General features: G+C 62.6%; 9 protein-coding genes and 2 pseudogenes. 6 read left to right on the top strand and 5 right to left on the bottom strand.

All coding sequences use genetic code 11. The annotated features are described in order from the left end of the window. Positions 1-13 precede the first annotated feature (13 nt). The 4 genes and pseudogenes from RW095_RS09095 to RW095_RS09080 form a co-directional block, all read left to right on the top strand. Positions 14-946: a 2-hydroxyacid dehydrogenase gene (locus RW095_RS09095; RefSeq protein ID WP_317018596.1), complete on the top strand. Its 933-nt coding sequence runs from the start codon at positions 14-16 to the stop codon at positions 944-946. Positions 947-1,078: 132 nt separating this feature from the next. Next, positions 1,079-2,188: an ABC transporter substrate-binding protein gene (locus RW095_RS09090; protein WP_317018595.1), complete on the top strand. Its 1,110-nt coding sequence runs from the start codon at positions 1,079-1,081 to the stop codon at positions 2,186-2,188. Then, positions 2,188-4,023 carry a sensor histidine kinase gene (locus tag RW095_RS09085; protein WP_317018594.1) on the top strand — a complete coding sequence of 612 codons (1,836 nt, stop codon included), beginning with the start codon at positions 2,188-2,190 and terminating at the stop codon, positions 4,021-4,023. Before RW095_RS09090 ends, RW095_RS09085 begins: the two co-directional genes overlap by 1 nt. 155 nt (positions 4,024-4,178) lie before the next feature. Further along, positions 4,179-5,362 (top strand): annotated as a pseudogene (locus RW095_RS09080) (ABC transporter substrate-binding protein); the annotation flags it as partial. 81 nt (positions 5,363-5,443) lie between these two features. On the opposite strand, the pseudogene RW095_RS09075 reads toward RW095_RS09080, so the two are convergent. From RW095_RS09075 to RW095_RS09055, 5 genes and pseudogenes are all read right to left on the bottom strand, one after another. Continuing rightward, positions 5,444-5,758, bottom strand: a pseudogene (locus RW095_RS09075) (TCP-1/cpn60 chaperonin family protein); the annotation flags it as partial. Between the two features lie 37 nt (positions 5,759-5,795). After that, positions 5,796-6,086: a co-chaperone GroES gene (locus RW095_RS09070; protein ID WP_317018592.1), complete on the bottom strand. Its 291-nt coding sequence runs from the start codon at positions 6,084-6,086 to the stop codon at positions 5,796-5,798. A 100-nt stretch (positions 6,087-6,186) separates the two neighbouring features. Further along, a complete protein-coding gene (locus RW095_RS09065) occupies positions 6,187-7,335 on the bottom strand; it encodes a CMD domain protein (RefSeq protein WP_317018590.1) in 1,149 nt (382 codons plus the stop codon). A gap of 19 nt (positions 7,336-7,354) precedes the next feature. After that, complete coding sequence (locus tag RW095_RS09060) at positions 7,355-8,866, bottom strand: NAD(P)/FAD-dependent oxidoreductase (RefSeq protein WP_317018589.1); 1,512 nt, start codon at positions 8,864-8,866, stop codon at positions 7,355-7,357. Further along, the gene (locus tag RW095_RS09055) at positions 8,863-9,879 is read right to left on the bottom strand and encodes a LysR family transcriptional regulator (RefSeq protein WP_317018588.1); all 1,017 of its coding nucleotides are present in this window, start codon (positions 9,877-9,879) and stop codon (positions 8,863-8,865) included. Before RW095_RS09055 ends, RW095_RS09060 begins: the two co-directional genes overlap by 4 nt. 347 nt (positions 9,880-10,226) lie before the next feature. Between RW095_RS09055 and RW095_RS09050 the strand changes: the two genes are divergently transcribed. Both RW095_RS09050 and RW095_RS09045 read left to right on the top strand, forming a co-directional pair. After that, positions 10,227-11,414, top strand: a complete 1,188-nt coding sequence (locus RW095_RS09050) for an ABC transporter substrate-binding protein (protein WP_394365116.1) — start codon at positions 10,227-10,229, stop codon at positions 11,412-11,414. 31 nt (positions 11,415-11,445) lie between these two features. After that, positions 11,446-13,269, top strand: coding sequence for an ABC transporter permease (locus tag RW095_RS09045; RefSeq protein ID WP_317018584.1), 1,824 nt, complete (start codon positions 11,446-11,448; stop codon positions 13,267-13,269). The last annotated feature ends 3 nt before the right edge of the window (positions 13,270-13,272 follow it).

Genomic DNA, 13,272 nt, shown 5'->3' with positions numbered 1-13,272 from the left:
GAAAAAGACCGACATGAAGCCTTCTCTGCTGATCCTCATTCATCTCGATGACGCGAGCCGCGCTTGCATCGCGGCAGAATTCGATATCGTCTACGCGCCCGATTCGACGCAACATCCCGCTGCCATCGCCGCTCACGGCGGGACGATCCGCGCGGTATTGACGAATGGCACACGCGGGCTCAGCGCGACTGAGATCGACCGCATGCCGAAGCTCGAATTCGTCAGCGCACTCGGCGCAGGCTATGAAAACGTCGCCGTGGACCATGCGCGCTCGCGCGGCATCGTGCTCGTGAACGGAGCGGGCACCAACGATCACTGCGTCGCCGACCACGCGTTTGCGTTGCTCCTGTCTATCGTGCGCGATGTGCCGCGACTCGACGAGGCGACGCGCGAAGGCGTGTGGCGCGACGCATTGCCGATGCGTCCCAACGTCTCGGGCAAGCGCCTCGGCATCGTGGGACTCGGCAACATCGGCGAGAAAATCGCGCGGCGCGGCGCCGGCTTCGACATGGAGATCGGCTATCGCAACCGTAAGCCGCGCGAAGGCACATCGTTGCGCTATTTCGACGACGTCGAAGCACTCGCGCGGTGGTGCGACTTCCTCGTGATCGCGACGCCCGGCGGTGCGGGCACGCATCACCTGATCGACGCCAGCGTGTTCGAGGCGCTGGGTCCGCGTGGCTTCGTCGTGAACGTTTCTCGCGGCAGCGTGCTCGACACCGCGGCGCTCGCGCAAGCGCTCGCAGCGGGGACGATCGCAGGCGCGGCACTCGACGTCTACGAGGGCGAGCCGCAGCCGCCCGCCGCGTTGCTGAAGCTGCGCAACGTCGTGTTGACACCGCACGTCGGCGGACGCTCGCCCGAGGCAATAGCGGCATCCGTGGACAATTTTCTGCGTAACGCTACCCGGCATTTCGCCGGCGAGCCGGTATTGACCCCGATCTGACCGGGCACCGCTGTGTTTCGTCTGTCCACGGGGACGCTGTGAACGCCACCGCCTACGCATTTGTCAGAGGTGCAATGGCGTGGCGGTAGACTCATAATAAGTATCCCGCGTCACAGTCGACCCATTGGTGATATGAAACGCAGAGATGCGCTCGTTGCATGCTCGCTAGGCGCTCTGCTGGGCCCGATCAGCCTGGCTCGCGCATCGGCGGGCAGAGCCCGCGTGGTTTTCCTGAATCCGGGTGAGGCCGTCGAGCACGGTACCGGGCAGCACTGGCAACTGGTGTCGCAGTTCATGGGCATTGCGGCGCGGTCTTTCGACATGCGTCTCGACATACTGTACGCAGAGCGGGATCATCTGCTCATGTTGCGTCAGGCCGAAGAAGTCGCGCGCCGCGCCGATCCGCCTGATTACGTGGTGATCGTCAACGAAAAGATGGCCGCGCAGCAGATGCTTCAGTCGCTGGCTCGCTCGTCTTCGAAAGTTATCGTCATTCATAACGACGTCACCGCGCGGCAACGCCGTGAGATCGGCGACGAGCGACAAGCCATACAGAACTGGATCGGAACGGTGACAGCCAACGCGACGAACGGCGGCTATCGTCTGATGAGCTATTTATGCGGCCGGCTGGCCGGCGAACCGGCAAGGGTGATCGGCATCACCGGAGACCCTAACACGCCGGTTTCGCAGGAGCGCGCCTCGGGTGTCGACGCGTTTCTGTCGCGCGCCGGTGGCTCGCGAATCTATCAACTGGTGTTCAGCGACTGGAGCTACGCGGACAGCGAGGAAAAGACACGCGTACTGCTTGCGCGCTATCCGGACACCAATCTCGTTTGGGCCGCTAACGATTCAATGGCGCTGGGTGCACTCAACGCGGTCAGGTCGCGCGGCGCCCACGTGCTCGTCGGCGGCATGGGCGCGCTGCGAGGCGCACTGAGCAGCGTCGCCGAAGGCGGGCTCGCCGCGATGGTGGGCGGCGACTACTTCATCGGCGCGTGGGCGATGGTGCTGCTATACGACTACGATCACGGCAAAGACTTTGCGGCATCGGGAGGCGCGCGCCAGACGCCGGATTTTCTGAGCGTGGTTGATCAGGGCAACGTCGAGCGCTTCAGCCAGGCGATCTTCGATCATGGCGACGAACTCGATTTCACGATGTTCTCGAAGGCGCGGCACCCCGAACCTGGCTCCTACGATTTCAATCTCGCACGGCTTCTCGGTCCGTTCGCCGGAGGCGGGTGATGCATCCATTTGCGCTTCCGGGGCTACGCTCGTTGAATCTGCACGCGAAGCTCATGCTCGCGCTCGCGATACTGGTCGCGGTGGTCGCGGGCACGTCGGCTTACCTGCTGATCGAGCACCAGCGCGCGCAGAAATTTTCCGAACTCGAAGAACGCGCCGCGCGGATTTCCGATCTCTTCAGCCGTTCGCTCGCGTTGCCGCTCTGGAATGTGGACCGCGGCGCGATCAGCGCCCAGCTTTCCGCGCTTTCGCCGAATCCGGAGGTCGTGCAGTTCACGGTCACGGCGGTAGGCTATGGAGTCGTGGCCGAGGTCAAGGGCGCACGCCGCGCCGACCCGTCCAGCGACGTGGTGCGCGTGCGGCCGATCGAATATCAGCCGCCCGGCGATGCGCCGCGCGAGAAGCTCGGCGAGGTCCGCGTTCAACTTTCGAGAGCCCCGGCGATGCAAGCAATGCGCGATGCGCGCAACGCGATTCTCGCGACGATAGCCGCCATGGTCGCCACGCTCTACGCCGTCACTCTCGTCCTGCTGAACGGCATGGTGCGCGGCCCCATCAACCGGCTCGAGGAAATGGTGGACCGCATGGCAGGCGGCAATCTCGACGCACGTTGCGCAGTGGAATCCGACGACGAACTCGGTCGCCTCGCTGCGCGCGTCAATGCAATGGCGGACCGCCTGCGCGAATCGACGGCGCGCCTTTACGACAGCGAACAGAAGTACCGCAGCATTGTCGAGAACGCGCTGGAAGGCATTTTCCGATTGCATCGGAACGGCTGGCTGGAGGAAGCCAATCCGGCGATGGCGCGTTTGCTCCGCTACGACAGTGCGGCGGCGCTAGTGGCTGCGGGAACCGGCGGGCCGGACAAGCGGCCGTTTTCGCCCAAGCAGGTGGAGGACCTCTTTGCGCGCCTGAAGCGGGACGGCGAAATAGCGGAGCTCGATCTGCGGCTGACCCGGCCTGACGGCACGGCTATCTGGGTACAGCTGAGCGCGCGCGGCGTCGCGCACTCGCACGGCGATATCGTTCGGCTCGACGGCTTGCTCGCCGATGTCACGGCTCGCAAGCACGCGCTCGAAAATTTGCGCCGTCATCGCGACGAGCTTGAGGTGGAAGTCGCTGAGCGCAAGCGCACCGAGCAGGAACTGCGGGCTTCGCGCGAAGAGCTTCGGCAATTGTCCTGGCACCTCGAAGTGATTCGTGAAGAGGAACGAAAGCGTATCGCACTCGAGATTCACGACGAACTCGGCCAGCTTCTGACCGCACTGAAGATCGACATTTCACTGCTGCAGATGAAACTGGCGGGCAATCCGGACGCGCAGGGCAAGACCCACGCAATGCGCGAACTCGTCGAGAAAACCATGTGGATGGTGCGCAATGTCGCCAATCATTTGCGGCCTGCAGCGTTGAATTTCGGCATTGTGTCCGCGCTCGAGTGGCTCGCGGAGGACTTCAACGGACGTCACCGCATTCGCTGCTCGGTCGTGACATATGGCGACGAGCCCGTACTCGAGGATTCGCGCGCCACGGCCATTTTCCGCATTGCGCAGGAATCGCTCACCAATGTGGCGCGCCACTCGCGCGCATCGCGCGTGGTATTGACGCTGCGTTCGGGCGAGGCGTCGATCGACCTGGAGATTCGCGACGATGGTTGCGGTTTCGATCTGAATGCCGTGTCGGCCGGGCACCGCGGCTCGTACGGATTGCTCGGGATGGCCGAGCGCGCCCGGCTGATCGGCGGAGCGCTCTCGATTGCGAGCAGCGCCAGTTCGGGCACTGTCGTCGCGGTGCGAATACCACTATCGGATGATGTGCGGGCCACGTTCGCGTCGTGAGTTGGCGTGACGGGTCGTTTTAATCCCGCCCTGTGGGTTTCAGCCTGAGTTGAACTGTTAAATCAAATCAAATCAAACCAAACCATAGACTTAGACGCCGCAAATGCAAGCAGCACCACGTCCAGGTCCTTCCCCTTTTCCGTGGTGTGGTACTTTTCAGCGATCCCGGCTTCGACAAGAAAATCGCCGGCATTGATCGCGTCGACGATTACACCGTGCGCTTCGACTGAAAGAGCCGGACGTGATCTTCGCGCGCGATCTTGCGATGAGCTTTGCGTCGATTCTTTCCGCCGAGTACGCGGCAAGACTTTCGGACGCACATCGCGAAAGCGACATCAACCAGTTTCCGGTCGGAACGGGACCATTCACGTTCCGCTCGTATCAGAAGGACGCGTTGATTCGCTAAGACGCGAATCCCGATTACTGGCAGCCTGACGACGTGAAGCTTGCGCATCTCGTGTTTGCAATCACGCCCGATCCGGGGGTACGCATTCAGAAGCTCGCGAGCGGCGAGTGCCAGGTGTCGGTCTTTCCCCGGCCCGCGGATCTCGACGTGGTCAAGCGTAATGCCGCGCTGAAGCTGGTCTCCGGCGTTGGCTTCAACGTGGGATTCGTTGCGTACAACACGCAGCACGCGCCGCTGAACCGCGTGGAAGTCAGACGGGCGCTCGACATGGCGATCGACAAGCCTGCGATCATCAAAGCGGTGTTCTCTGGCAACGCGACGGTCGCGACCAACCCGATGCCGCCCGCGCAATGGTCTTACGACAAGGCGTTGAAGGATGCGCCGCTCGATCCCGCAAAAACGAAGGCGCTACTCGCGCAGGCTGGTTTTCCCGATGGTTTCGAACTGACGCTGTGGGCGATGCCGGTGCAGCGCCCGTATAACCCGAATGCGCAACTCATGGCTCAGATCATCCAGCAGGACTCGGCGAAGATCGGTGTGCGCGCGAAGATCGTCAGCTACGAATGGGGAGAGTACAACCGGCGCGCGAAGCAGGGCGGCGAACATGACGCGATTCTGTACGGCTGGTCGGGCGATAACGGCGACCCGGATAACTGGCTTGGCACTTTGCTCGGCTGCGATGCCGCGCATGGCAGCAATGTCGCGAAGTGGTGCAATCCGGCGTTCAATGGCTTGATCGAGAAGGCGCGCGGCAGCGCAGACGTGAGTGAGCGCACGCGCCTGTATGAGCAGGCGCAGGTCATCTTCAAGCAGCAGGTGCCTTACACGCCCATTGCGCATTCAATCGTGTCGCTGCCCGCCTCAACACGGGTGAGCGGACTCGTATTTTCGCCGTTGGGTAGTCATCGTTTTGATGGCGTCTCGTTGCGTTAGACAGCGGTGGACTTATGTCCTTGCCCCGAAAATTGCGGATCAAACCGTCTGTCAGCAGGTTCGTCATGTTGGAGACGCTACCAGTCCCGCAGTGACGTATTTCTGATCTTCGCAGACGATAGCCTGAGCGAGCACGGTGGCAGTCGTGGTGCCGTCACCTGCGGCATCGCTCGTACGGGACGCCACTTCCTTCACAAGCTGCGCGCCGATGTTCTGCACGCTATCCGGCAATTCGATTTCCTTCGCAACCGAGACGCCGTCCTTGGTCAAAACCGGCGAACCGAAGCTGCGCTCCGGCACGACATTGCGACCCTTTGGTCCTAGCGTCACCTTGACGGCGTTAGCGAGGATGTTGACGCCTTCCACGAGTTTCGAGCGAGCGACGTCGCTGAAAATAACTACTTTCGCTGCCGTATGCGTTTTCTCCGCCTGTTTATTGAGTCACCACTGCGACCACGTCTTCTTCGCGCAGCACGAGCAGTTCGTTGCCATCGACCTTCACAGACTGCCCTGCGTACTTTCCGAAGAGCACGCGCTCGCCGACTTTCAGATCGGGTTCAATGCGTTTGCCGTCGGCGTCGCGTTTGCCTGGACCCGCGGCGATCACTTCGCCTTGATCCGGCTTTTCGGCGGCGCTCTCCGGAATCACGATGCCGGAAGCGGTTTTCGTTTCCTGGTCGAGCCGCTTGACGATCAAGCGGTCGTGCAATGGACGTAGGCTCATCACTTTTCCTCGTTGAGTATTCAGCACTCATCGTTTATTCGCAATTCGCAATTCAGAGTCGCGCGTATGCATTTGCTTCGTTTGCTGCTCTGCGCCGAACCTATTGTGGAAATACCGGCTCGCCTGACGACAGCATCAGCCGGTTGGCCCACGCGAAGATCGCCACCGCCTGACTCAGATCCCATATGTCCGCGGAAGAAAGTCCCACAGCGCGCAGTGCTTCCAGCGACGCATTGTCGGTGGCATCGGGATGCACCGTCAGCTCAATCGAGTAGCGGACGATTGCGCGCTCCCGCTCAGTGGTGCCGGCGGTGTCTGGATTGGCGAACACCTGGCCGATCACGTCATCACGCCGGGCGAGTTGGATGAATCGTTGCGCGTGAACCGACGCACAATACACGCAGCCGTTCACGCGCGACACCACCGTACTCGCCAGTTCGCGTTCCGCTCGCGACAGTCCGCCCGGCGCATACATGATGCTGTTGAAAGCGCCCGAGCGTTCGCGCAGAATTTCAGGCTGGTGCACGAGCAACAGGTAATAGTCCGACGTCTTCGCCTTCGGATGGCTTGCTTCCAGCACGGCGAGTTGTTCGGGCGTGGCCTGGTCGAGCGAAACGGTGTTCAGCCACGCTTTCCAACCGAGGGTGTCGGCAGTGAAGGCATGCGCGCTGCTCACGTCCTCTCGCGGCGCGCCAGCGTTGCCGTCAGAAAGCTTTGGATCATTCATGGCCCTCAGCGTTGCGACGAGACGCACCTGATACGACACGAACGCCATCAGTTGCGACAGTGCGACGATGGCAGGGGTCGTCAGCCCCGCAGCTTGCAACGTCGACAGTTCCTTGGGCCCTGCAATGGCAGCTCGTGTAATCAGCAAGTGCGTGTGCGCGAGGATCGCAGCGAGCCGGGTGTCGTCGACGGCAGCCGGCCCGCTCGCCACGATCCGATCCAGCGCAGCAGCATGTGTGGCTCGGTCGTGGCTTTCGGTCAGCAGCCGCTCGCGGTAGAAGCGCGCAGCATCAACGGATGGCGTTAGCCACGCTGCGTACCACGCGGCGTAGAGACGCTCGTCCAGCGTAAGCCCGACGACGTCCGGCGAAAACAATGCGTCGTAGCTGCCTTGCGTGTAGCGCGTCGCTTCCGCGCGCGCAGCGCGCAATGCGGCGACGTCGCCGTCGGCGGCGAGGCCGGACAGTTGCGACACGACATCAGCAGTGTCAATTACGGGGGTGGAACGGGATGTTGTAGACATGCGTCGTAGCTCGGTTGGATCAGGGCGTGGCATTGGCTGCGATGACGCCCGCATCGGGGTCGGACCATTCATCGCCGCCAAGTTCGGCCGTGGCGAACGCTTGCAGCGCCGCGTAATGCCGCTCACGGTCGGCATCGAACAACATGGCGGCGATGGCGCGCGCGAGCCGCTGCGCACCGTCGCTGATCGCGGGGATATCGCCGGCCACCTTGCCGTGCGTCAGGCTGGCCGCATGGTTGAAGCAATGAATGCGCGCGAGAGCCGGGCACGAATGTCCATTGCGCGGTTGGAAAGCGAAATTGCGGTCGAGATCGGGCGATGCAGCAAGCTCGTCGTTCAAAACATCTGCGCCGGGCAGGAAGCGGTCGCGCCAGCGCCGCACCTGTGGTGCGATCGCAGCAAATTCGGGGCGTGTGTCCAGTTCCGACTGAAAGCCTGTCGCGAAGATCAGGAAGTCGACATCGTAACGCCGCTTTGGTGTCTCCACGGTCAGCCACTCTGTTCCGCTGGCTGCACGCGGACCGGTGTTGACTTCGATTGAAAGGATCGGGCTGCCGAGATGAAAGCGGGCGTTCGCATGGCGCGAAACGCGCAGCACGCTGTCGCGCGGCGGCGGCGTTTGGGTCTGAGCGGAGTAGTGCAGGAACCGCCACTTCCATTCGTCCGGCAGATGGAGGAAACCATGCACCAGCCCCGGGCTTCCTATCCCCGTCAACTTGTTGATACGTGGCAGTTCCTTGCGCCGGATAAACAGGTCGACGCTCGCAGCGCCGGCTTCCAGCGCGCTGGCGGCATTGTCGAAGGCCGACGCACTTGCACCGACCATGCCTACGCGCCGTCCGCGCAGCGCAGAAAAGTGGATATCGTCCGACGAGTGCGCGTAAAGATGCGCGGGCAGAGCGCGCGCCACTTCCGGAACGAACGGCCCGCCCAAGCCCTCGCGTCCAGTAGCAAGCACGACGTGGCGTGCCAGGATGCGTTGGTTTCCTGTCTCTGAACCGGTTGCTTGCAGTTCGATCAGGCCGTCTTCGCGCGGCAGCACCGCGGTGATCCGCACGCCGTTTTGGACTGGCAGATCAAGAATCCGGCGATACCAGCGCAGGTACTCCATCCATTGCACGCGTGGAATCTTGTACAACTGCTCCCATTGATCGCGCCCGAACTGCGCTTCATACCATGCGCGGAAGGTGAGGGCGGGCAGGCGCAGCGCTGGGCCTGTCAACTGTTTCGGCGAGCGCAGCGTCTGCATACGTGCGTAAGTGACCCACGGACCTTCCTGTCCCTCGGCTGCCTGATCGAGGACCCGCTGATTGTCGATGCCCAGCAGCCGCAGTTCGGCGCTCGCGGCGAGTCCGGCCATGCCGCCGCCGATGATCGCGACGTCGAGTGCGCGGTCGCCATCCGAGAAGTGTGCCGGTACCCACGAGGGCGCAGGTAGTTCGAGCCAGGCGAGGTCCTGGCGCAGACGTGCTTCGAGTGCGGCGAGTCCATCGGACGCGTCAGTGTCGCTTCGAGCAGCAGGAGAATTCATGCCGATACCTCTGTCATGTCGGTCTGGCCGGTGTCGGCACTGTCGGTCACCAGCCGATCCTGTCGGTTCGCCGCGTGTTGCACCGAGCCGGGCATAAGGCGCGCGCACACGCGGCCGAGCGACTCGATGACCTGACTGGCGGCGGGCCCGGGGGGCTTGCCCGCCAATGTGGCAACGCCGAACAGGAACGGGATATGAACGTCGATGGGCCGCACAACCGTGCCGTCGATAGGCGTGCCATAAGCGGTAGCGGGGTCGACCACCGCGACGCCTAGTTGGGCGTGCGCGGCCATCACCGCATTCAGCGATGCATTTGTTTCGAGCGCAACAAGCGGCTTGAGCCCGGCTTTCGAAAATGCAGCATCGATGCGATGCCGCAGGCGATAGCGATTCGCTACGGTAACGACTGCGTGGCCCGCGATCTCCTCGAGCGTCAGCACCTCCCGGTGCGCTGATGGATGGTCGCGATGCAGCACGGCGACGCACGACGCCTCGACGATGTAGTGAATGTTGAGCGCCGCATGATCGAGCGGTAGCGTTGCGATGCCCACTTCGACCGTCCGCGCGAGCAATGCCTGGACCACCTGCTCGGCGGAGGCGCTGCGCAACTGCACGTCGACTGGATGGCCGCGTCCGCCGTCTTGCCTGGATGGAAGCTGCGCAACGTGCTCATTCAACGACGCCACAGCGCGCGGCACCAGCGCCGCGGCAAGCGCAGGCGTGGCCGCAACGCGTAGCGGCCCATGCATATCCGCGCCGATTGCACGTGCGCTCGCCCGAATCGCATCGAGCCCAACGAGCGATCGTTCAACCTCTTCATACAGGCGGAACGCGCGACCAGTTGGCGTGACACGCGGCCCTTTGCGTTCGAACAGCGCATAGCCGATCTCCTGCTCCAGTTCCTGAATCATGCGCGTGACGCCAGGCTGCGAGCGGCCCATCAGTTTTCCTGCGCCGGTCATGCTGCCCGCCGACATTACTGCTGAGAAAGCTTCGAGATGATGCAGTTCCATCCACCGTTCCATGTATTCCGTTCATGTTCGTTCGGAATTGTAGGGGCGGGTGCATGCAGGATTCTTATAATAAATTCGCCTTTGCAAAGCCTGATTGCGCGAATGGCACGAACGGGTGGAGTGTGTGATGCCGCAACAGAGAAGCTGCCGTGCAACCGCAAAAGTCCCTTCAAACAGGGCCTGAAATCAGGATTGACGCGAGTGGCGGACCAGCACCAAGTTAGCTTTCTTGTCCGCACTATTAGCTTCGATCTAAAGACGGAATAACGTTCTTCGCTAATCTTCGTTGGCGCGTTACATGCCGGATGGTTTCATCGACGAACTTTACTTCAGAGTGTGAGACCGGCATGTCGAGTGTATTGAAGGGACGCGTTGATTGGGTCCGTGCGTGGAGCACGTTGGCGAGCGCATTCATGATCGCTGTGAGCGCGTTTGCGCAAGTCGGCGTCGCGAACGCAGCGGGCGACCCGTACGTGGTCGGCGTCACCGGTCCGTTGAGCGGGCAGGACGCGCAATACGGCGAACAGTGGAAGCGCGGCTTCGAGCTCGCGCTCGATCAGGTGAACAGCAGCGGCGGCATCAACGGGCATCAGTTGAGTTACGACTTCGAGGATAGCCGCAGCGATCCGCGTCAAGCGGTGCAGATCGCGCAGAAGTTCGTCGACGACAAGCGCATTCTCCTGGAGCTCGGCGATCTTTCCAGTGGCGCGTCGATGGCTGCGTCGCCCGTCTATCAGCGCGGCGGCCTCGTGCAGTTCGGCTTCACCAATTCGCACCCCGACTTTACGAAGGGCGGCGACTATATGTGGAGCACGGCGATCAGTCAGGCAGAGGAGCAGCCCATGCTCGCGCATTACGTCACGGCGGGTCTCGGCTTCAGGAAGATTGCAGTGCTGTATCTGAACACCGACTGGGGCCGCACGAGCAAGGACATCTTCGCCAAAGCCGCAACCGCGAACGGCGCACAGGTTGTCGCGGCGGAAGGTTATCAACCGAATGAAAAAGATTTCCGCGCAACGCTGACCCGCGTGCGCAGCGCGAATCCCGATTCGATCGTGCTGATCTCGTACTACTCGGACGGCGCGCAGATCGTGCGGCAAGCGCGCGCGGCTGGCGTACACGAGCCTATCGCGGCAGTCGGCTCGGTGTATTCGCCGAAGTTCCTGGACCTGGGCGGCCCCGCCGTGAACGGCGTGTACACCGAGTCCAACTTCTTTCCTGGTGACCCGCGTCCCGAAGTGCAGAGCTTCGTGACACGCTATCGCGCGAAATATGGCAGCGACCCTGACACGTTCGCCGCCCGCGCGTACGACTCGATGATTCTCGCAAGCGAAGTGATTCGCCGTTATGGCGCAAACCGCAGCGCTATCCACGATGGCTTCGCGAAAATCGACAACGTGCCGAGCGTGATCTTCGGCAAATTCCGTTTCGATCCGCAGACTCGCCGTGTAGCAGGAGCGAAGAACCTGGAACTGGTCGTAAAGGATGGCAAGTTCGCGCTATGGGATGGCGCGCAGGCGGCACGCGCGCAATGACGCGGCGCATTTCGTACGGGATAAAGCGGTTATGAGCGCCTGGTTCGACTACACGATCAACGGGCTGATCGTCGGCAACATCTATGCGTTGCTCGCGGTCGGGCTCGCATTGATTTTCGGCGTGTCGCATCTGATCAACTTCGCACACGGCTCCGTATACATGGTCGGCGGCTTCATCGGCTGGCTGTGTCTCACGCGGATCGGCTTGCCATTGCCGGTCGCGCTGCTCGCGACAGTGGGCGGCTGCGCGCTGCTCGGCGTGCTGATCGAGCGAATCGGTCTGCGTCCGCTGCAAGGCGCGGCGCGGATCGCGCCGTTGCTCGCGACCATCGGCATCAGTTTCGTGCTCGATCAGTTGGCGCAACTGCTCTTCGGCCCCGATCCGCGTCCGGTGCCGAGCACGTTGCCCGACTGGTCTATAGCGATAGGCGGCGCGACGCTCGGCTCGCTCGACGTGTTGATTGCCGCAACCGGTGTTGGCGCTGCGGCAGTGCTCTATGTGTTCCTGCGCTTCACGCGGCTCGGCTGGGCCGTGCGTGCAACCGCACAGGACCGCGACGCTGCGCAACAGATGGGTGTGAATGTTCACGCGGTCAACCGTGCCGTGTTCGCTATCGCGTGCGGACTCGGGGGCTTGAGCGGTCTGCTGGTGGGCATGTACTACAACAGCATCGACCCCGCGATGGGTTTTCAGGCAACGCTCAAGGGCGTCGTCGCGCTGCTCATCGGCGGTTTGGGCAATGTGCCCGGCGCAATCGCCGGAAGCCTGCTGCTCGGTCTGGTCGAGAGTTATGGCGTGGCGCTCTTCGGCACGAGCTATCGGGATCTGTTCGCCTTCGTGCTGCTGTTGGTGTTTCTCGTGTGGCGTCCCAACGGACTGTTCAGCTCCAACCGGCGTTTGCCGCCCGAGCCGCTGACGGGCACGTTTCTTTCGTTCCGGCGGGCGTTGCGCTTGCCACGCCGTGTCGTCGCGACAGTGGTGATCGCTGCCTTCGTGCTGCCGCTCGTCACGTCGTCATCGTATTTGCTGCAAACGCTGACGAATGGCTGGATCTATGGCTTGCTTGCGTTAAGCCTGACGCTGGTCGCGGGCACGGTCGGCCAGATTTCGCTCGGACACGCGGCGTTGCTGCTGATCGGCGCATACGCTTCCGCGCTCTTGTCCACCAATCTGGGCTGGTCGCCCGGCGTGACGATTCCTCTCGCAGGCGTCATGACCGCTGGGATAGGCACGCTGCTCGTTTATCCGTCGTTCCGGCTGCGCGGCCACTATGTGTCGATCGCGACGCTCGGCATAGGCGAGATCGTCGGGCTCGTCGTGTTGAATTGGGACGGCCTGACTCGCGGTCCCGTGGGCATTACCGGCATTGCGCCGCTTTCACTGTTCGGCTGGCCCCTCGCGAGCTCGCGAGCGGTCTACTGGTTCGCGCTCGCGGTGCTGGTCGCGCTCGGCCTGTTGCAGGTGCGGCTGTTGCACTCGCATCTTGGGCGAACGTGGCGCGCGATTCGCGAGGACGACGTAGCGGCGCGCGCATACGGCGTACGACCTAACCGCTACAAGGCGATCGCCTTCGCCTGCGGCGGTTTCGCGGCAGGCATCGGCGGGGCCATCGCGGCGCATCTGTATAGCTACATCAACTACCAGACGTTCGATTCGCAAGTCTCGATTCTCGCGCTGACGATGGTGATACTCGGCGGCCTCGGCAGCGTGGCCGGCGCGGTGGTCGGTGCCGTTGCGCTGATCAGCTTGCCCGAACTGTTTCGCTTCGCCGCCGACTACAGCATGCTGATCTACGGTGTCGTGCTGCTTGTGCTGGTGCGCTTTCGCCCGCAAGGTTTGTTCGGCACTGCATGAGGA

It is taken from the genome of Paraburkholderia kirstenboschensis, from assembly GCF_032806925.1.
GTDB classification, from domain to species: Bacteria; Pseudomonadota; Gammaproteobacteria; order Burkholderiales; family Burkholderiaceae; genus Paraburkholderia; species Paraburkholderia kirstenboschensis.
The sequence above is the reverse complement of the archived record's forward strand: the minus strand, read 5'-3'. Positions and strand labels throughout refer to the sequence as shown.

What these genes read in the sequence shown, in the direction of transcription:
- RW095_RS09090 (WP_317018595.1), top strand. Translation starts at nt 1,079, where the DNA reads ATGAAACGCAGAGATGCGCTCGTTGCATGCTCGCTAGGCGCTCTGCTG.
- RW095_RS09050 (WP_394365116.1), top strand. Translation starts at nt 10,227, where the DNA reads ATGTCGAGTGTATTGAAGGGACGCGTTGATTGGGTCCGTGCGTGGAGC.
- RW095_RS09085 (WP_317018594.1), top strand. Translation starts at nt 2,188, where the DNA reads ATGCATCCATTTGCGCTTCCGGGGCTACGCTCGTTGAATCTGCACGCG.
- RW095_RS09070 (WP_317018592.1), bottom strand. Translation starts at nt 6,086, where the DNA reads ATGAGCCTACGTCCATTGCACGACCGCTTGATCGTCAAGCGGCTCGAC.
- RW095_RS09095 (WP_317018596.1), top strand. Translation starts at nt 14, where the DNA reads ATGAAGCCTTCTCTGCTGATCCTCATTCATCTCGATGACGCGAGCCGC.
- RW095_RS09045 (WP_317018584.1), top strand. Translation starts at nt 11,446, where the DNA reads ATGAGCGCCTGGTTCGACTACACGATCAACGGGCTGATCGTCGGCAAC.
- RW095_RS09060 (WP_317018589.1), bottom strand. Translation starts at nt 8,866, where the DNA reads ATGAATTCTCCTGCTGCTCGAAGCGACACTGACGCGTCCGATGGACTC.
- RW095_RS09065 (WP_317018590.1), bottom strand. Translation starts at nt 7,335, where the DNA reads ATGTCTACAACATCCCGTTCCACCCCCGTAATTGACACTGCTGATGTC.
- RW095_RS09055 (WP_317018588.1), bottom strand. Translation starts at nt 9,879, where the DNA reads ATGGAACTGCATCATCTCGAAGCTTTCTCAGCAGTAATGTCGGCGGGC.